The organism is Neorhizobium petrolearium, assembly GCF_017873175.1.
GTDB lineage: Bacteria > Pseudomonadota > Alphaproteobacteria > Rhizobiales > Rhizobiaceae > Neorhizobium > Neorhizobium petrolearium.
This window is the reverse complement of sequence record NZ_JAGGJW010000003.1, coordinates 87367-107263: the sequence shown is the minus strand read 5'-3', so window position 1 is coordinate 107263 and position 19897 is coordinate 87367. Positions and strand designations below refer to the sequence as shown.

General features: G+C 58.9%; 16 protein-coding genes and 1 tRNA gene. 12 read left to right on the top strand and 5 right to left on the bottom strand.

Annotation, left to right across the window (positions count from 1 at the left end; translation table 11 throughout):
• Nucleotides 1-13 precede the first annotated feature (13 nt).
• Nucleotides 14-1279: an extracellular solute-binding protein gene (locus tag J2046_RS06735; protein ID WP_210050441.1), complete on the bottom strand. Its 1266-nt coding sequence runs from the start codon at nt 1277-1279 to the stop codon at nt 14-16.
• A gap of 258 nt (nt 1280-1537) precedes the next feature.
• Between J2046_RS06735 and J2046_RS06730 the strand changes: the two genes are divergently transcribed.
• The 9 genes from J2046_RS06730 (at nt 1538) to J2046_RS06690 (ending at nt 12359) form a co-directional block, all read left to right on the top strand.
• Nucleotides 1538-2767, top strand: a complete 1230-nt coding sequence (locus tag J2046_RS06730; RefSeq protein WP_210050440.1) for an ROK family protein — start codon at nt 1538-1540, stop codon at nt 2765-2767.
• 19 nt (nt 2768-2786) lie between these two features.
• Complete coding sequence (locus tag J2046_RS06725; protein WP_210050439.1) at nt 2787-5189, top strand: PIG-L family deacetylase; 2403 nt, start codon at nt 2787-2789, stop codon at nt 5187-5189.
• Entirely contained in the window at nt 5186-6097 is a 912-nt protein-coding gene (locus J2046_RS06720; protein ID WP_325169728.1) for a DMT family transporter, read from the top strand. Before J2046_RS06725 ends, J2046_RS06720 begins: the two co-directional genes overlap by 4 nt.
• Nucleotides 6098-6124: 27 nt before the next feature.
• A complete protein-coding gene (locus J2046_RS06715) occupies nt 6125-6433 on the top strand; it encodes a hypothetical protein (RefSeq protein ID WP_210050438.1) in 309 nt (102 codons plus the stop codon).
• A 166-nt stretch (nt 6434-6599) separates the two neighbouring features.
• Complete coding sequence (locus J2046_RS06710; protein ID WP_210050437.1) at nt 6600-7964, top strand: tyrosine-type recombinase/integrase; 1365 nt, start codon at nt 6600-6602, stop codon at nt 7962-7964.
• Nucleotides 7965-8057: 93 nt separating this feature from the next.
• The gene (locus J2046_RS06705) at nt 8058-9818 is read left to right on the top strand and encodes an AAA family ATPase (protein ID WP_210050436.1); all 1761 of its coding nucleotides are present in this window, start codon (nt 8058-8060) and stop codon (nt 9816-9818) included.
• Between the two features lie 262 nt (nt 9819-10080).
• Nucleotides 10081-10707 carry a DUF5343 domain-containing protein gene (locus J2046_RS06700; RefSeq protein ID WP_210050434.1) on the top strand — a complete coding sequence of 209 codons (627 nt, stop codon included), beginning with the start codon at nt 10081-10083 and terminating at the stop codon, nt 10705-10707.
• Entirely contained in the window at nt 10697-11293 is a 597-nt protein-coding gene (locus J2046_RS06695; protein ID WP_210050432.1) for a Swt1 family HEPN domain-containing protein, read from the top strand. Before J2046_RS06700 ends, J2046_RS06695 begins: the two co-directional genes overlap by 11 nt.
• Before the next feature lie 421 nt (nt 11294-11714).
• Entirely contained in the window at nt 11715-12359 is a 645-nt protein-coding gene (locus tag J2046_RS06690) for a recombinase family protein (RefSeq protein ID WP_210050430.1), read from the top strand.
• Nucleotides 12360-12817: 458 nt separating this feature from the next.
• Here J2046_RS06690 and J2046_RS06685 read toward each other — a convergent pair.
• Both J2046_RS06685 and J2046_RS06680 read right to left on the bottom strand, forming a co-directional pair.
• Nucleotides 12818-12893: transfer RNA gene (locus tag J2046_RS06685), tRNA-Ala, on the bottom strand.
• Between the two features lie 156 nt (nt 12894-13049).
• Entirely contained in the window at nt 13050-13436 is a 387-nt protein-coding gene (locus tag J2046_RS06680) for a TIGR02300 family protein (RefSeq protein WP_210050429.1), read from the bottom strand.
• A 204-nt stretch (nt 13437-13640) separates the two neighbouring features.
• On the opposite strand from J2046_RS06680, the gene J2046_RS06675 reads away from it, so the two are divergent.
• The 3 genes from J2046_RS06675 (at nt 13641) to rpsA (ending at nt 16805) form a co-directional block, all read left to right on the top strand.
• On the top strand, nt 13641-14282 hold the full coding sequence (locus tag J2046_RS06675; RefSeq protein ID WP_210050427.1) for an FMN-binding negative transcriptional regulator: 642 nt from the start codon (nt 13641-13643) through the stop codon (nt 14280-14282).
• A gap of 22 nt (nt 14283-14304) precedes the next feature.
• Complete coding sequence (gene cmk / locus J2046_RS06670) at nt 14305-14934, top strand: (d)CMP kinase (RefSeq protein ID WP_210050425.1); 630 nt, start codon at nt 14305-14307, stop codon at nt 14932-14934.
• 164 nt (nt 14935-15098) lie between these two features.
• Entirely contained in the window at nt 15099-16805 is a 1707-nt protein-coding gene (rpsA, locus tag J2046_RS06665) for a 30S ribosomal protein S1 (protein WP_210050424.1), read from the top strand.
• A 93-nt stretch (nt 16806-16898) separates the two neighbouring features.
• Here the strand turns inward: rpsA and J2046_RS06660 are convergent, their stop codons facing one another.
• Both J2046_RS06660 and J2046_RS06655 read right to left on the bottom strand, forming a co-directional pair.
• Complete coding sequence (locus tag J2046_RS06660; RefSeq protein ID WP_210050423.1) at nt 16899-18587, bottom strand: prolipoprotein diacylglyceryl transferase; 1689 nt, start codon at nt 18585-18587, stop codon at nt 16899-16901.
• 216 nt (nt 18588-18803) lie between these two features.
• The gene (locus J2046_RS06655; RefSeq protein WP_210050422.1) at nt 18804-19862 is read right to left on the bottom strand and encodes a hypothetical protein; all 1059 of its coding nucleotides are present in this window, start codon (nt 19860-19862) and stop codon (nt 18804-18806) included.
• Between the last annotated feature and the right edge of the window lie 35 nt (nt 19863-19897).

Below are 19897 nucleotides of genomic sequence, written 5' to 3'. Positions count from 1 at the left end.
CCGGCTCCAGGGATTACGGCTTGGCCGAGTCGATGATTTCCTGCTCGGCCTCAGCCGCCTGCTTGATGGAATCCTCGACGGATTGGCCTTCGAGCAGCACGCGGTTTGCCATGTCGATGGCATTCTGGCGCTGGGCGGCTTCATCCAGGAACAGCGTGGTATGGGCGTATTCCAGGCCCTTGAGGAATGGTCCGTAGATCGGATCCTTGAGGTTCGCTTCGGTGAGAGCGGCGGAACGGCGTGCCGGCAGTTCGCCGACCGTCTTCAGCCAGATGTCCATGGCTGCCGGAGAGGAGATATAGGCCAGGAATTTCTTGGAGGCTTCGAGTTCCTCGCCCGTGGTCTTGGCGCCGATGCCATTGGCGAAATAGCTGGCGTAGTTGGAGCGCACGCCCTCGGCATTGGCGGGCAGTTCGGTCACGCCCCATTCGAAATCCTTGATGGTCCGGAAGGAGCCGAGGCGGAACGTGCCGTCGATCGTCATGCCGGCCTTGCCGCCGCGGAAGGCAGCCTGGCCTTCGTCCATGAATCCGGCCTGACCGATCTTCTTTTCAAGCTGCAGGCTCGTGTAGAATTTCAGCGCCATGATGCCGGCCTCGCTGTCATAGGCAACCTTCTGGTCGTTGTCGGTATAGGGAACGCCGCCGAACTGGCGGATCAGCACCTCGCGCCACCATTGGTGGTCCTGGCCGCCCATGTCGAGCGTGGAGCCGGCCACCGTCAGGTTGCCCGCGGCATCGTGCTTAGCGATCTTCTCGGCCGCAGCGACATATTCGTCGAGCGTCTTCGGCGGGTTGTTCGGGTCGAGGCCGGCCTCGGTGAAGAGCTTCTTGTTGTAGAAAAGGGCGAGCGAGCGCACGGCCGTCGGTAGTCCGTAGTAGTCGTCGCCACGCTTCATCGCGGTCACGATCGGGAAGAACTCGCTCTCGATCTTGTCATGCGGGAAGGCGTCGGTCGGCAGCGGCTGCAGGATGCCGCCGGCCGCAAACTTGTCAAGCCAGCCATAGAAGAGCTGCATGACGTCCGGGCCGTTGCCGGACATGTTGGCGGCGATCACGCGGGTCTGGTAATCGGCATAGGGGAAGGTGACCTGCTTGACGGTGATATCCGGATTGGCCTTCTGGAACTCGGCGATAAGCTGATCCATCGCCTTCACGCGCGTATCGAACACATATTGCCAGTATTCGATTTCGACCGCCTGCGCGGCGTTGAATGCGAACGTGCTGAAGCCGGCGACGAGACCGGCGAACAAGGTTGCCTTGCGCATGTGAGCCTCCATTTGCCCCGCCGGGTCCGCCGGTCTTGGGGTTTGATTGTTCCCTGCATTCGGCTGCATTGTGCGGTCCGATGCGTTTTTGGTTTCCGGAAGGACCACTTCGATGCCTCCCGTTTGAAGTGCTGCGACCCCTTTGCCCCAGCCCTCTCCTTACGGTTCCCCGACTGAGCCTGTTTGTCAATAAGATAATTTACTTGAATTATTCTATTGCGAGAACCCGTTTCCCGGAGCTATGAATCGCGGCAACGGAAGGTTGGCGACATGACGATACACACGATCGGCACGCACCCGGTGGCCATCGGGAAGAACCCTGAACGAAGCCGCGATCACAACCGTCGCGTCGTGCTGGACGTGGTGCGCCGGCACGGCTCGCTTGGTCGCGCCCACATCGCCAAGATCACGCAGCTTACTCCTCAGGCCGTCGCCAATATCGTCGACGAGCTGGTGGGCGAGGGCCTGCTGATGGAGATGGGGCGCCTGCGTTCCGGGCGCGGCCAGCCGCCCATCCAGTTTGCGGTGAATCCGGAGGGTGGCGCGACGATCGGCGTGGAAATCGCTGCCGACCGCATGGTCACTGTCGCCCTCGATCTGTCTGGCAGGCTAAGGGAGAAGCGGATCACTTCCCTTAAGGACACGACACCGGAGCATATTCTTTCGGCCTTTACGTCGGAACTTTCGACCGTCGAGAAATCTGTGGGGTCGAAATTGCTTGGCACCGGCGTTGTCATGCCGGGTCCCTTCGAGATCGACGGCATGACGTCGGTCGGTCCGACCACGCTTCCTGGGTGGGCTGGGCTCGATGCGGCGCAGGCGCTGGGCGAGGCCTGCGGACATACGGTCGTGGTCGAAAATGATGCAACCGCTGCCGCCGTCGGCGAACGCCTGTTCGGCGCGGGGCTGACGATATCCAATTTCTGCATGATCTACTTCGGCGTCGGCATCGGGCTGGGGATCATTCAGGACGGCGCGCCGTATCGCGGTGCCTTCGGCAATGCCGGCGAAATCGGCCACGTGACCGTCGTTCCCCGGGGAAGGCCCTGCCCTTCCTGCGGTCAGCTCGGATGCCTGGAAGGTTACGCCTCCGTCTATGTGCTGAAGGAGAAACTTGGCCGCGCCGGTATCCCGGAATGCGAGTTCGCCGATATCGAGAGGCTTCATGCCGCAAATCATCCGGTCGTGGAGGAGTGGGTGGACGAGGCTGCCACCTATCTCGGCCCGATGGTGGCGATGCTCGAAAACATCCTTGACCCGCAGACGGTGATCCTGGGCGGCGCGCTTCCGGATGCCGTCATTGACGATATCATCACCCGCCTGGGCAATAACCTGCCCACCTCGGTCGCCAGCCGCCGCCAGCGCGCCCTGCCGCGCGTGCTGCGTGGAAAGACGGGCCAGTTGACGGCCGCGCTCGGCGCTGCGGCCCTTCCGCTTTTCGACGTGGTGACACCCAAGCTCGAGACTTCGCTTGCGGGGCTCGCCGATATTCCTGCCTGACATATTGGGAGAAGATTTCATGCTGACCGCCCGCGAACGCATTGAACGGCAGATGGCCGATCCCTCGCTCGTCCGGCTCCATCGCAAGCTTTCGCGGCTGAAATCGACGGTCACGATGATGAACACGGGGGCGCACCCGGACGACGAGCAGAACGGCATGCTTGCCTGGTTTCGCCTCGGCCTCGGCATGCGTGTCATTATCGCCTGTTCGACGCGAGGCGAAGGAGGCCAGAATGCGCTCGGCCCCGAACGTCTCGGCCCGCTCGGTGTGCTGCGCTCCCGCGAGTTGGAGGAGGCGGCCCGCGCGATTGACTCGGATGTTTCCTGGCTTGGCCATGGTCCATCCGATCCGGTCCACGATTTCGGTTTCTCCAAGGATGGCGACGCCACGTTCATCCGCTGGGGCGAGACCCGCACGGTGGAGCGTCTGGTGCGCGCCTACCGCAAGGAGCGGCCGGATATTGTCATTCCGACATTCCTCGATGTTCCGGGCCAGCACGGCCATCACCGCGCCATGACGCGGGCCGCGGAGGCGGCGATCGCGCTCGCCGCCGACCCCAATGCCTATCCGAAGCATTTCTCCGAGGGCCTGAGGCCCTGGCAGGTCGCGAAATACTACCTGCCGGCCTGGTCGGGAGGCGGTGACACTTACGACGACGAGGTGCCGCCGCCGGATACGACCGTGACGGTGCTGGCGGAAGGCCGCGAACCTGCGACCGGCGCAGACTATGATCGGATCGGTGAATGGTCGCGTTATTACCATGCCTCCCAAGGCATGGGGCATTGGCCGAAACGGCCGGAGCGGCAATGGGAACTGCACCTGAAGCTCTACGCCGCCGGCTCGGTGGCTGAACGGTCCGTCCTCGAAAACCTGCCGGCTTCGCTTTCAGCGCTTGCCGATTTTTCCGGTCTTCCGGGCGATGCGGCGAATGCGTTGCGATCGGCGGATAATGCAATTGCGGTGGCCATTTCGGCCTTTCCGGATCGCGATGCGATCATTGCCGCACTGCTGGACGCGGCCGGCAAGCTGGATGTCGTCGCAGCATCCGCTCCGGACGATTTCAACGCCCTGCATGGGCATCGCATCGCCCGCAAGCGCACGGAAGTGGATGCGGCGATCCTGGAGGCGGCCGCAATCTTCGAGCGGGCCTACGCGGATCCGTCCGTCATTTCGCCGGGTGGTGCTGCAGCGCTTGCGGTCGAACTCGGCGAGGGGGCCGGCGATCATAAGGTCGATGTCCTCGCGGTTCTGCCTTCCGGCGTTTCTTCCTCTCTCCAATCGCTTGGTGGTGAGCGTGTCTTCTCTCTGACCGCCGCCTCCGACGCGCCGCTTTCCGGTCTTTACCTTCCCGCCTGGTCGGCAATGGGCGGTAATGGCCATGCGCATGTGAAGGTCTCGGCCGAAATCGCCGGCCGAACTGTCACTGGTGCGTTCGATCTCGAAGAGCCTTTCGCCGTCGTGCCGGCCCAATCGCTGACCCTGTCGCCGGATGCGCTGGTGGTCCCGCTCGGGACCAAGCAGACGGAATGGCTGGTCAAGGCGGATATCTCCGGCGTCAACGCGCCGGTATCCTTCACGACGCCGACAGGCTGGACGATGAAGAAGGCCGACGGCGGCTGGATCGCGTCCGCGACCGACGCCGCCCGGCCCGGCCTCGTCGAAATCGAACCGCAGGTCGATGGCCACCCTGCCTTCCAGGTGACGCCGATCGCCTACAGGCATATCGGCCGCGCGAGCTTTCGTGCGCCTGCGACGCTGAAAATTCTGTCGCTCGACCTGAAACTGCCGGAAGGCGCCCGCATTGGCTATGTGGGCGGCGGAGCGGATCGCGTCGGCCTGTGGCTCACCCGCATGGGGCTCGACGTCACGGAACTCGATGCGCAGGCGCTGTCCGGCGATCTTTCGCGGTTCACCACCATCGTCGTCGGCATTTTCGCCTTCGGCATTCGCAAGGATCTTGCCACAGCGACTGGTCGCCTGCATCGTTTCGTCGAGGACGGCGGCCATCTCGTCACCCTCTATCACCGGCCGACCGACGGCTGGAATCCGGACGAAACACCGGTTCGCCGCATCGAGATCGGCTCGCCGTCGCTGCGCTGGCGGGTCACCGATCCGCGCGCCGAGGTCACCCTGCTTGCGCCCGGCCATGTCCTCTTGAAAGGTCCGAATGTCATCGGTCCGGAGGACTGGCAGGACTGGGACAAAGAGCGCGGGCTCTATTTCGTTTCCCGCTGGGATGACATCTACGAACCGCTGCTCGCCATGCATGACGCCAACGAACAGCCGCTGAAAGGCGCGCTGATTTCAGGTGCGATTGGCAGGGGGCGGCACACCCATACGAGCCTCGTGCTGCATCACCAGCTCGACAAGCTGGTCCCCGGCGCCTTCCGGCTGATGGCGAACCTCGTGCAACCGGCGTGAGCACGGAAGAGGCGATAGGAGCAGACCAGGAGCGGGTATCGAACGCCCGCATCGGTATCGGCTGGCTGCTGCTCGACATGACGCTGGTTTCCGGCGGCATGACGGCGCTGGTCAAGGCGCAAGGAGCGACCTATCCCGCGTTCCAGCTCGTCTTCATCCGCGCGATGATCGGACTTTTCTTCATTCTGCCGCTCATCTGGCACCATCGCGCGGAGATGGTGCGCATCAGGCATCCCTGGCGCAATATCAGCCGCATTTCCTGCAATGCGGTGGCGCTGACCAGCAATTTCCTCGCGATCACCATGCTGCCGCTTGCCATGGTCAATGCGGTCGGGTTCTCCCGGCCACTGATTACCATGGCGATGGCGGTGACGATGCTTGGAGAGACCGTGAGCCGCATCCGCTGGCTGGGCGCGGCCATAGCGTTCGCCGGCGTTCTGATCGTCATGGCGCCCGGTACGTCGAGCTTCCATGCGGGGGTCCTGGTCGTGCTGGTGTCGGTTGTCTTCGGCTCGCTGGCGATCATCCAGACCCGCGCCCTGAGGGACGAGAACACGACCGTGATGATGGTCTTCTACACCGTCGGCCTCGCCGTCATCACCGCCGTGCCGGCCATCTTCACATGGCAGCCGGTGGTTCCGTTCGACTGGCTTCCGCTGCTCGGCATCGGCTTTCTTGCCCAATTGGGACAATACTGCTTCCTGCGGGCCTACCGTATCGCCGATGCCAGCGTGTTGGCGCCGGTCGGCTATCTCTCGATCGTATTCGTGACGGTCGTCGGTTACGTGTTCTTCGACGAGGTGCCGGCGGTTCGGGTGGTCGTCGGGGTGGTCATCATACTTGCCTCGCTTCAAGGTGCAGCTTGGCTTGAGCAGCGCCGCGCTCGTGCCGTGCGCAAGATGATGTGAACCAATGTGAGCGGGATCAGACCCTCGTTGTCGAACTTTCTGCCGGCCTTGTCGTTACAAAGAGACAAGGAGGCGCCTATGGCCGCTCTATTTGTCATTCTTTCCTGCGTCACGGTTCTGGCCGGCGTATTTACGGTCGTCATCAGGCAGATGGCTGATGCTCATCGGCAGCATTATCGCGATGAAATGGCAGCCAATAACCTTGCATACGCCCGACAGCGCGAGTTTGATGAGAAGGCGTCGCGCAAGGTGCGGCTGTCGCGTGGCGTTGCAACCTCCCGAAAGCCCACGTCCCGGCTGCCGTCAGATCATTCGCACTCCGTGCTGATGAGGTGACGGTTTTGTCTTGAAGCGCGCGCTTCAATTCCCGCTGAAAGGAATTTATTGAGAGGAAAGATTTGGTGGAGCTAAGCGGGATCGAAGTTTTATCCTGACAGCTCCTTGAAATTGCTTAAAAACGGGGATAATCAGCCACTGATATTGGTCAGAATGGTTGGTCAGAATGGCAGGAAAAAGCAGCAAGGGCGCACGGCGTCTACTCGACCTTAGAGGTCAAACATGGTGGTTCCGGCTGGCTATCCCAGAGGCTTGCCGGGACTACTTCAGCAAAAAGACGATGTACCTTGAGAGCCTCCAGACGGGGGACATTAAGATCGCGATGGCGAAGCGGGATGTTCTGGAGACCGAGGTTCGCAAACTGTTCGCCCGCGTGAAAGCGGGAGAGGTCATCTCATCCGCAGAGGAACGGGCCGAGCTTCGGGGCGCACTGACGAGGGCCGCGATACAAGAAGCTCAGCAAGAGCGAGATTACGATGCCTTGCACGACATCGTAAATGCAGCAGAGGTGGAAGCCGACCGCCTCCGAGAAAAAGCGCGTGAGAGGTTCGAACGGGCAATCGCGGGGGACCATCCAGTTGACCACTTCCTAGAGGCGTATCTGACGGCCATCAAGCTCGCTCCAAAGACCACCAATGAGCGCCGGGGGCTAATCAACAAATTCACTCGATGGTGTACAGTGGAGAAGCTTCGGCTTCCCGACATCACACGTAAGGCTGCGGGACGGTACGTCACCGAGATCATCGAACCGATGGACCGCAGCACGGCCAAGAAGCATATGACGGCTCTTCGCGGCTATTGGGAATACCTTATTAAGCGGGGTCACGTCACCGGCAAGGTCGAAGATAACCCGTGGCTGGGGCAGGAGGTTTCTAACAACCGGCGAAGGGTCGAGCGCGGCGACGGAGAGACGGAACGGCCATTTACCGAAAAGGAACTGAAGACGCTCTTATACTCTGACTACCCGGAAGGTATGGACGTTGACCACCAACAGCAGATTGTAGACGCATTACGAATTTCGGCCTTGTCGGGGATGCGCATGGCGGAGGTGCTGACCCTTTGGGTTGAAGAGGTTCATGACGATGTGTTTGATATCCAGCAGGGCAAGACGCGATCTGCCGCTCGTAAGGTGCCTATTCATCCCGACCTCAAAGAGATCGTTGCGCGACGAACCGAAGGGAAGGGACCGAAATCCTGGCTATTCCATGAACTGGCAGAGGAACGCGACCCCGGCGATACCTTCGGGAAGCGCTTCAACCGATACCGCAAGCACCTTGAAGTGGACGACGTTCGGCCCGGCAAGCGTAGAAGCCTCGTAAATTTCCATTCGGCGAGACGTTGGTTTATCACCCAAGCACGACACGCTGAGCAGCCCCGTGAGACGATTAAGGATGTCGTGGGGCACGTGGCTGATAAAAAGAAGGACATCACCTTCGGAGTTTACACGCAGGGCGCGTCCCGGGAGCAGATGAGGGGATGTGTCGAGGCCGTGAATCTGCCGACAGCAGTTGAAGCGCAATCGAGGCGATGAAACATGTTCGCTACGCCCGTCAATACTGCAACTTCGGCTGGCCTAATCATTGCAACCAGTATACGTGGGACTCTTTAAGCTCGAGGCCCCCGTATGCCAGTCTTCTTACATGCTCTTTCCCTTCAATTCTATCGAGGTATTGGTCCCGAGACGCAGAAACTGTCAAATTTCACAGAATTTAATTTCTTTATAGGCGCGAACAATTCGGGCAAATCGACTGTCTTGAATTACCTATCAAACTATCTGCCATCGCAGGGAAGAAGAAACCTTCCCTCTGTATCAGCGCTTGAGCAGTACAGGGGGCAGAAGACTGGCGAAACCATGGTGTCCATTGGGGTTCCGATTGAACAATTTATCAGCCATGGCAGCCGAAAACTATCCAACGACTTTGCGCAAGTTGGGCAACAACTCATCCGCAGGGTAGCTTCCGCTCTAAGCGATGCCGGGGTGGTTTGGCTCCAAGCGGCGAATGAACATCGGTCAATCCGGTTCACTTGGAATGGCAGCCAAAATATCCTTACAAGCGCCCTCCTTGCGCGAGAGTGGCAACTACTTTGGAATAAATTAACGGGCCAGACTAGCGGCGATCTGCACAGGCACTGGATTCCCCAGATAATCGACGCGCTGGTCGCTGCACAGGAGATTGCCTTGCCCGCGCCGCAGTTAATACCAGCAAAGAGACAAATTGGTCCTAAGGGCGAAACCTTGTCTGACTTGAGCGGGCGGGGCCTTATAGATCGGTTGGCCGAAATCCAAAGCCCCGACCACGACAAGCGGCATGAACGGGATATCTTCGAGAAGATCAACGTGTTTCTGCGGAAGGTTACGGGGGCCGACGAGGCAACCATCGAAATACCGCACAATCGCGAGCACATCCTTGTTCACATGGATAACAAGGTTCTGCCATTGGCCTCACTCGGCACAGGTATTCACGAAGTGATTATGATTGCTGCGTTCTGTACTATTGCTGAGCGGCAAATTCTCTGCGTAGAGGAACCAGAAATTCATTTACATCCTATACTTCAGCGAAAACTCATCCGCTACCTTCGGGAATACACCACCAATCAGTATTTCATCGCAACCCATTCTGCGAGCTTTATCGATACCCCCGGTGCGGCAATCTTTCATGTCACCAACGACGGCGAGCAAACGCGGATCACGGAAGCGACTCTGCCGAGCGGTAAGCATCAGGTTTGCGTGGACTTGGGGTATCGGGCTTCTGACATTGTTCAATCGAACGCAGTCCTGTGGGTCGAAGGGCCATCGGACCGGATTTATGTGAAGCACTGGATTTCAGCGGTGGACGCTGATCTTGTGGAAGGCATTCATTATTCCATCATGTTCTACGGGGGCCGCCTTTTAAGCCATCTCGACGCCAACTCTGACGAAATCGGCGAATTTATTGCTCTACGGTCCTTAAATCGAAATCTCGCGATCATAATGGACAGCGACAAAGCTCGTCCGCAAGAGAAGATCAACGACACCAAGCAGCGCCTTCTCGATGAACTGAGCAAAGACCGTGGCGTATGTTGGGTCACGAAAGGGCGGGAAATCGAGAACTACGTTGCTCATGGCGTGTTGCAAGATGCAGTCCGCTCGGTTTACGAGCTGAACTATAAGGGCCCGCACCTCGGCGGTCAGTATGACCACGCTCTTTATTTCGAACGTAACGCACCCAAGAAGAGGCGAAAGGTTGCTGCTGAGACCCCTCCACCAACGGATAACATCGAGAAAAACGTTGATAAGGTCGCGGTCGCGCGGGTCGTTTGCTCAAGCCCCGCTGACCTAAACGTCCTTGACCTCAAGGAGCGGGTGGCAGAGTTGGTAAACATGATCCGCGAGGCCAATAAATGACATTGGCCGTTACCCCTAGATGCCGATTTCGTGAAGACTGATGGGTATCTCGCGGATAGCCTTGGGTTGTAGCAGAGTTTCCACAGGTGATTTTGACGTCGTCTGGGCCGACCATGAAGGTGATCATAAGGCGGACAGACCGCAATTCTCTCGTGGAAATCGCGGTAGCTGTATTCACAATCAACGCGGCTAGCTTGAATGGCTAGAGGTATACTAACTATACTACGAATCAGATGAGTATTAGCCCTTAGGATATCGGAAAATGCCAGCTAGTCTTCCTTATATGTCAGCCCCTGGCACGATCAAGACTGCGCTCGACAGGATTAAATCTGCTGCGACCCCTGAGCGAGTGACGCAAGATTTCGTCCAAACCAAGCTCCAGATAAAAGGCGGCACAGGAGCGAGTGTCCCTCCTTTTTTGAAGAAAATAGGGCTGGTCAATTCGGATGGCTCGCCCTCGATATTGTACCACAAGTTCCGAAACTCGCAGACAGCGGGTCAAGCAATAGCTGAAGCGCTTAAGTTTGGATATCGGGAGTTGTTCGACGTAAACGAATATTGCTATGAGTTGAGCGAGAAAGAGCTTCACTCCCTTGTTTGCCAAGTTACGGGGGCTGCATCTGATAGTAGTGTGGCTCGGCAAACAGTGTCGTCCTTTCGCAATCTTCGAAGCTATGCAGATTTTGATGCGCCATCCAAGGCCGCAGAAGTTGTCAACGACAGCGAAAGCTTCATTACACCTTCTTACCCACCGCCGCCGCCGTCAGAGCGCGGCCTTGGGCTCAACCTTTCTTACACGATAAACCTGAACCTACCTGCAACCGCTGATCAGGCGGTCTTCAACGCCATCTTCCGCAGCCTAAGAGAGCACCTTCTAAATGGCGAATAGAGATGTCTGGGAGAAGATTAAGTCGTTCGGCATGACGAACCAAATGATCGCAGAAGACCTGACATCGCTCGAAAGAAGGTTTGACTTCACGTTCGGCCACCTTCCGCCAGCCGCAGTCGTGGTGGAGAGTGAATACTACCCGCAGCTCGATGCAGATCTTCGGGCTGAAGGCGCAAGAATGGCGAAGCACTATGAGGTCTTCTATAGCCTAGAAACTTCCATTCGGCGGCTCGTGGCAGAGACGTTTGAAGCCGAACCTGTTACGAGCAACTGGTGGGACATGTACGTCCCTGAGACGATCCGTAACGAGGTCACTCAGCGTGTGAGAAAAGAAATGGACGCTGGAGTGAGCAGACGCTCGCAGAATGAATTGGACTATACTACCTTCGGCGAGCTTTCTGTGATCATCACTTCGAATTGGCCAATATTCGGCTCCATCTTCAATAGTAAGAAAGCCGTCGAGAAGGTCTTCGCTAGTCTCAATGCGCTGCGTAATCCCATCGCCCACTGCTGCCCCCTTGCGGAGGATGAGCAACTCAGGTTGAGGCTCACGGTGCGCGATTGGTTTCGCCTTATGGAGAAGTGAAGTTCTTACCGAAATGTTTGGTAGAAAAATCTGAGCGCCCCATCGGATTAGCGGCACGCGCGAGGCCCCCCCCCTGTACCCCTTCGATCCGCCATGCGGTCGGCGGTCGGTGATCTATCCCAAGTCGATCACCGCACCAATGTGAGTTCGGCAGCGAAATCAACCCATCGCGCAGATAATTGTCACTTCCAATCTTGGGGCGGATGATGATGAGGCGGGGGATATGAAAGCGGACGCTAACGGTCATCGTTCTGGAGTGATTGGGGTGCGCATTCACCACATCCACTTTTCTTTGTCCAATAGGGCATACCTCAGCGGACTTCGGATTTCGGACACTTTATACGTCCGATAGGGTTGACCTTTGTCTTTCGGACATCTATTCATGCGGACGATATCCTTTCGGACACATGGAGATCCGCCGATGGCCACCTTCCTCTACGCCCGTGTTTCGACCACGGAGCAGACCCTCGACCACCAGCGCACCCAAGCGGAAGCTGCTGGCTTTACCTTCGACCACGTCATCGCGGACAAGGGCGTCTCAGGAGTGAGCGTCCCTATGAGGGAGCGACCGGAAGGCAAGCGGCTCTTCGACATGCTGCGGGCCGGGGATACGCTGGTCGTTCGGTGGGTCGATAGGCTTGGCCGCAACTATTTGGACGTGACGGACACCATCAAGACCTTCCTCTCGCGGGGCGTGATCGTCCGAACAATCATCAACGGGATGACATTCGACGGCAGTACCAAGGACCCGATGCAGATGGCCGTAAGGGACGCTCTGATTGCCTTCATGGCCGCAACGGCTCAGGCTCAAGCGGAAGCCACGAAGGAAGCCCAGCGGGCCGGTATCGCCCACGCGAAAGGAAAGGACGATGGATCGTATCGCGGGCGCAAACCAAGCTTCGATAGGAAGCAGGTCGTTATCGTTCGGGACCTCTTGGGGAAGAACACGGGCATTTCCGAGATTGCCAAGCTCAGTGGGCTTTCGCGGCAGACGGTCTATCGGATCAAGGACGACCCGGAAGGAACCGAGAAGGCCCTGGCTTTGTGGCCTGAGCGTGAGATGTAGATGCAGTCGGTCTCGATTGAGCAATACCCCCTACAGATGCAGGGGGACGGGGTCATTTATGCCCATCTCGCGCCGGATCACCTCATGGATAATCTCAGGGTACTTGAAGAGAGTGCTCTGCTTGAGCTGGTACCCGCCGACCGGCATCGCGACAAAGACACGACCGGAAGGAATGGAGGCGCATAAAGATGCACATCAAGACGGCAAGCTTCGAATTGGAATACCGCCGGGGGCATTCGGTCTACGTCTGCGTAAACCTCAAAGATGGCACATGGGAGATGTTGAGAGATTGGACGGGGGCGGGACTTTCGACCAAATCTTGGACGCCCAGATTCGCTGCCGCAGCAGCATCAGATACAGGCTTAAGCCAATCTTGGTCAGAATGATTGGTCAGAATGAAAATTAGCGCCTGCCGTAATGCTTTGATTTGTCTAATAAAATTGTCCCCATGGGGGATTTGGTGGAGCTAAGCGGGATCGAACCGCTGACCTCTTGCATGCCATGCAAGCGCTCTCCCAGCTGAGCTATAGCCCCATCAGGGTGGTCCGGTATCTTCCGGTCCTGGGAAACTCCTGGGCGCTGCGCCTCGCGGAGTGGCGGCTTATTACTTCCGGTTTTCGGAGAGTGCAAGCCGAAATTTGTCGGCCCGGCAACTTTTATTGACTTGCCGGGCCTTGAAGTGGAATCCGATCAGACTTCGTCGTCGTCGCCGGTGACGCCGATAATGCCCGACATATCGTCGTCTTCATCGTCTTCGTCGGTTTGAAGGAAGGTATCGTCGTCGTCATCGCCGAGATCGACGTCGTCGTCGCCCATATCCGGCAGGTCATCGCCGCCGGCGGCCTCGTCGCCTTCTTCGAGCGAAACGAGTTCGACTTCCGGATTTTCGGTATCGACTTCCTGGACGTCCTCTTCCTCGGCCTGTTCCATCTTCACAGCTACGCTGTTTTCTTCGAAGAAGGAGAGCGGCCAGGACTTGCCGGTATAGGGGGAGACCACCGGGTCGCGGTTCAGATCGTAGAACTTCTTGCCGGTATCCGGATCGGTGCGTTTGGTTCCGAGTTCCGCTTTTGCCACAGTCAGAGCCTCATGAGGGATGGCCGAGTAGATCGGCGCGCCGCTTGGAAAGCGGCTCTATTGGGTGAAAAACTAAGCCGGTCCCCTTAAGGCTTGTACCCCGTGATGTCAAAGACAAACTTTCATGGATTGCATCAACGCGTCCCGGGTGACCGTCCGGCAGCTTTATGATAGTCACCCCGTCAGGATGGAAGGAAGCCGCCCATGTATCAACCGCCGCATTTTCGAGAAGAAGACCTGGGCACCCAGCATGCATTGATCCGCGCGCATTCACTCGGCCTTTTGATCACCTCCGGCAATACCGGCCTCATTGCCAATCCGGTACCATTCCATCTGGATGCCGATGCCTCTGCAAAGGGAACGCTGAGGCTGCATCTTGCCCGCGCGAACGGCCAGTGGAAGGATATCCGAGACGGAGCGCCGGTTCTCACTGTTTTCCAGGGTGCGGATTTCTATGTTACGCCCTCATGGTATCAGACCAAGCGCGAGACCGGCAAAGTCGTGCCGACGTGGAATTACGCGATCGTCCAGGCAAGAGGGCCGGCCCGGGTTATGGAGGATGCCGATTGGCTGCTTGCCCAGATCAACGCCATGACCAATCAGCATGAGGGCAAGCGCGCCTTGCCCTGGTCGGTAGGCGATGCGCCGGAAGACTTCATTCGCGCGCAACTGAAGGGCATCGTCGGCGTGGAGATTGAGATCGCCGAGATCGAAGGCAAGTGGAAGGTGAGCCAAAACCGCCCGGTCGCCGATCGTGAAGGCGTTGCGGCAGGGCTTGATGAAATGCCCGGACAGGACGATATGGCGGAACTCGTCCGTCATTATGGCGCAGCGCGCGAAGCTTGAGTTTGGGAAATTGACGTCTGGAATGATCATCGCTATCGACGGACCCGCCGCCTCCGGCAAGGGGACGCTTTCCCGCCGCCTCGCAGAAGAATACGGCTTTCACCATCTCGACACCGGCCTCACTTACCGTGCCACCGCAAAGGCGTTGATCGATGCCGGCCTGCCGCTTGATGATGAAAAGGTCGCCGAGAAAGTGGCAAAAGGCGTTGAATTGGCAGGACTCGATCGCGATATATTGTCCAGCCATGAGATCGGCGAGGCGGCCTCGAAAATTGCTGTCATGCCTTCCGTCCGCCGGGCATTGGTCGAGGCCCAGCGTGATTTTTCGCAAAGAGAGCCGGGAACGGTACTGGATGGCCGGGATATCGGAACGGTCGTCTGCCCGGATGCACGGGTGAAGCTCTATGTGACCGCTTCGCCGGACGTGAGGGCGAGACGTCGTTATGACGAGATTCTCGCCAAGGGCGGCGTGGCCGACTATGCGGCGATTTTCGCCGACGTGAAGAAGCGCGACGAGCGGGATATGGGCCGTGCCGATAGCCCTTTGAAGCCTGCCGAGGATGCGTACTTGCTTGATACGTCGGAAATGAGTATAGAGGCCGCGTTTCAGGCAGCGAAGGTTATCATCGACGCCGCCTTGAAGACGACTTGACGATGTGAGCCGGTTTGCGGCCGGCTTCGTCTTTGAGAACCCGCTTGACGCTCGGTCCCCGCGCCGGATTGTCCTCTACAAAGGAGGCGGACCTGATGCTCAGGCATGTGCAACACGAACCACCGGCGCATACGTGCCTGTTTAGAGGCACTCTAGGAGATTTCATGGCAGTATCTAACCCCACGCGGGAGGACTTCGCAGCCCTCCTCGAAGAGTCCTTCGCTAAGACCGATCTTGCTGAAGGCTATGTCGCCAAGGGCATTGTGACGGCGATCGAAAAGGACGTCGCGGTTGTTGACGTCGGCCTCAAGGTCGAAGGTCGCATCGCGCTGAAAGAATTCGGCGCCAAGGGCAAGGACGGATCGCTGAAGGTCGGCGACGAAGTCGAAGTTTATGTCGAGCGCATCGAAAACGCTCTCGGCGAAGCGGTTCTCTCTCGCGAGAAGGCGCGCCGCGAAGAAAGCTGGGTCAAGCTCGAAGCCAAGTTCGAGGCCGGCGAGCGCGTCGAAGGCGTCATCTTCAACCAGGTCAAGGGTGGCTTCACCGTCGATCTCGACGGCGCCGTTGCCTTCCTGCCGCGTTCGCAGGTCGACATCCGTCCGATCCGCGACGTCACCCCGCTCATGCACAACCCGCAGCCCTTCGAAATCCTCAAGATGGACAAGCGTCGCGGCAACATCGTGGTTTCGCGCCGCACGGTTCTCGAAGAGTCCCGCGCCGAGCAGCGTTCTGAAATCGTTCAGAACCTGGAAGAAGGCCAGGTTGTCGAAGGTGTCGTCAAGAACATCACCGATTACGGTGCGTTCGTCGACCTCGGCGGCATCGACGGTCTGCTGCACGTCACCGACATGGCATGGCGCCGCGTCAACCATCCGTCAGAAATCCTGTCCATTGGCCAGCAGGTCAAGGTTCAGATCATCCGCATCAACCAGGAAACTCATCGTATCTCGCTCGGCATGAAGCAGCTCGAGTCGGATCCGTGGGATGGCATTGCCGCCAAGTATCCGGTCGGCAAGAAGATTTCCGGTACCGTTACGAACATCACCGATTACGGTGCGTTCGTTGAACTGGAGCCGGGCATCGAAGGCCTGATCCACATTTCGGAAATGTCCTGGACCAAGAAGAACGTCCATCCCGGCAAGATCCTCTCCACGAGCCAGGAAGTCGAGGTCGTCGTTCTCGAAGTCGATCCGTCCAAGCGCCGTATATCGCTCGGCCTCAAGCAGACGCTGGAAAACCCGTGGCAGGCATTCGCCTACAGCCACCCGGCCGGTACTGAAGTCGAAGGCGAAGTCAAGAACAAGACCGAGTTCGGTCTGTTCATCGGCCTCGAGGGCGATGTCGACGGCATGGTCCACCTCTCCGACCTCGACTGGAACCGTCCGGGCGAGCAGGTCATCGAGGAATATAACAAGGGCGACGTCGTCAAGGCCGTCGTTCTCGATGTGGACGTCGAGAAGGAACGCATCTCGCTCGGCATCAAGCAGCTCGGCCGTGACTCGGTTGGCGAAGCAGCCGCTTCCGGCGATCTGCGCAAGAATGCCGTCGTTTCCTGCGAAGTCATCGGCGTCAACGATGGCGGCATCGAAGTGAAGCTCGTCAACCACGAGGACATCACGTCGTTCATCCGTCGCGCCGATCTTTCCCGCGACCGTGACGAACAGCGCCCGGAGCGTTTCTCGGTCGGTCAGGTCGTCGATGCCCGCGTCGTCAACTTCTCCAAGAAGGACCGCAAGGTCATGCTGTCGATCAAGGCTCTCGAGATCGCGGAAGAGAAGGAAGCCGTCGCTCAGTTCGGTTCGTCCGACTCGGGTGCTTCGCTCGGCGACATCCTCGGTGCGGCTCTCAAGAACCGCAACAACGCCGAGTAATCGACGTCTTGCAGAAATTGAAACCGCCGGATCGAAGGTCCGGCGGTTTTTTCATGCTCTTCCAACTGTCGTTCTCGGGATGAAACCCGAGGATCAGGTCCACCCGGCCATGCGCCAGTAGAGATCGTTGGCCCGGCCGGCATCTTCGTCGCTCGTGCCCTCGCCTGTTTCCTCGTCCTGATCCTCGGTCGACTTGTTCTCGTGAAACGCCTGGCCCTCGGGCGAATGCTGCTGTTCACCATCCTCGTCGGTTTTTGATATTTCCCGCGTCTTGCGTTCTTCTGGGTCCTTTTCCCGCTCTTCGGGCGGATAGGGGACAAAGGGCAGGGGAATCCCCTCACGCAGCGGTATTGGCAGGGGGAGGGCGAATTGTTCAGGGAGCTGCGACGCACTGGCGGGCTGGCCGCTTGTATTCGCCTGGGTGAGAGCCGGACGGGCCGCCGGAACCGGAATGTCCGGTTCCGAGAGGCGGGGCGCGGCAGGCCTCGGCAAACGATCGGCTGTGGCTTCTTTGGTGAGCGGATCAGGTCTTGAGGGGAATTGGCCGTCGGCCCGTTCCTCCAGTTCCTGATGCTCCGGCAAAGGCTTCGCTGCGGGTGGCAGCGGTTCCAGGAGTTCGCTGTTGCCTTCCGCGAAGACCTCGGCAAGCCACTCGGCCGTAGCTGCAGGCGTCGCCTTGTTCGACATGATTGAAGGATGCGTCTGTTCGAGGTTTCGTTGCGAAAGACGGGCGAGTGCCGGGCCGTCGTAGATAGCAGCCGAGGCGCGGCCTTCCCCCGAAGCAGGGCGTGCGCTGTTCCTTTCCCCGTTCTCGTGGCGCCTTGCCGTGGGTGGGGTTTCGGGTATCTCATCCGCCGGGCGCGCGGAGAGATCGGGGCGGTCGCCTTCGGCAACTTCCGCCACGACCTCCTGCTCGATCGTAGCCGCTTTGGTGACCTCGCCTTCAGCATTGTTTTCCGCGTGTAGCGCGCTTTCCTCGGGCAATGCGGAGGTTGTGATTTCCGTATCTGTGGAGAGCATGCTCGAGTCGGGAGCGGAAAGTATCTCGTCCGCCTCAACGGAAGCCGCGGCGACTTGCTGCGCTGACGCTTCGCCGCTGCCGATGGCCTTCGTACCGATGTTGTCGCGTTGACCGGCTGGAATGCTGCCGGCGTCATCTGACGGCGGCGCCGAAGCCGCAATCGACTCTGCCTCGGACGAAAAGTTCGTTCCAACAGTCTGATCGGGCGGGAGTGGGATGGAATTGGCAGGTCGAGATGGCGGGTTGAGTACCTGCTCAGTCCCGGCGTTCTGGCGATAGGAACTGACGACCGCTTTGGCGGCGAGATCGCGGTCGAGCAATTGAGCGGTTTCCATCCGCAAGGCGAGCCGGGCCGCATCCGGTCCTGCGGGATTGTTGAGAATTTCGGCCAGCAGCCGCAGCGAAACACCCTTGACGAGCTGATTGAGCATGCGCTCGAGCACAGCGCGTTCAGCCGGATTCATCGCTTTGACTGCTTCCGAAAGACGCCTGGCATAATCGAGCAGGGCTTCCCCCTCACGGCGAGGAACTCTGATCAGTTTGCCGATGGTCTCCGCGAAGATCGAGGCACCCTGCGCGAGCTGGATCTGGGCCGAAAGTGAGAGAATGTCCAGCCTGCCGCCTGACAGAGACGGGGAAGCGATGGTCTCGCCATTCGCGGAATTATTGGCGACAGTGATACGCTGGCGCATGGCCAGTTGCTGCGCCGGGTTCTGGTATTCAATGAATGAACTTAACGTGGCACGAACCGGAGGCAGCATTTTCCGCTCCATGTCTGATTGCGACGACAGGACAGTTCGGCCACGCGATTGTGTGTTTTCGCAACGGAACGGCGTTGCGGCCGTAACGCCTCATGGCGTTCCCAATGCCGATAGCTGGCATTCAATCTCCTGCAAAAAGGTTAACGTCTCGCTAACATGCGCGCGAAGAATGATCTTGGACGGCACAGTCAGCGGACTGCCCGGATTATTGCGGGATCACGCGGCCAACTTCTTTCTCAACAATTCATAAATGCCGATCTCGTCCACGCGAACCGGCAGGATTTCGCCGGCCGTGGTTTCCTCGACTGCTTGGCCTTCGACCAGCGTTTCCACGGCGTCGGCAGTAAATTCGCTCGCGGGCGCCTCGCCGGCAACGAGGACCTTGCTGGTGCGGTTCTGATCTTCCGCAGAGGGTGCCTGGTCGACGGCCGGAGTGTCGCGGCCCGGCTCGGCCGAATCGGAATGAGCGACCTGATCGGCCGCAGCGGCAAACACGTTCAGTAGCGTCTGCGCGTCGACGGAAGCAGCGTCGGTTTTGCCGTCGCCGCCCACGTCAGTTCCGTCATTTTTGTTCGTCTTCTCAATGACGTCTTGGACCTTCTGGACGTCTTCGAGCTTCTTCCCGGCTTCCGCGGCCTCGATGTCTTCTAGGCGCTCGGCGCGGGTTTCCTCGTCCTCGACGCGGGTGGGATCGTAACCCTGCGGGCCGAGCTTCAATTCTTCCAGGGTCTTCGGATCGGCAACGTCCTCAAGCCGCTGGACCACGCGGTCGACTTCCGCGCCGAGCTTGCCGCCATTGGCCTTTTTGGTGAAGGCGTCCATCAGGCGCTGGTTGTCGTCGCCGTAGGGATTCTGGATTGCCGCCAGCAGCGTCCTGATGGAGATGCCGATATCCTTGAGCCCGAGATCCTCCTCCAACTTGCTGATCTGGGTCATATCCATCGGCTTGAGCAGATCTTTGAGCGCTTCGCCCAGCCGATAGTTTGAGCGGGCCTCATCGGTATCGAGGCCGAGTTTCTTGGCCAGGCGGTCGATGAGATCGATCTTCAATTCGTTGGGATCTGTGCGGTTGGTGCCGAACAGCGCGGAGGTAATCTTCTCCCTGGCGCGCTTGGCCTCCTCGCTGGCGCTGATCCGTGCGTCCGCGACTGGATCGCGTTCCTTGCCGGACCGTTCGGCTTCCTCTTCCTTGCGCTGTTCCTCGATGCTGTCGAGCATCGATTGCATCACGTTGGTCGCCGCAAGTCCGTAGGTCTGCTGTGTTGGAAGCAACATGCCCGATTATCCGGTCTCATTGAGAGATATGCCGG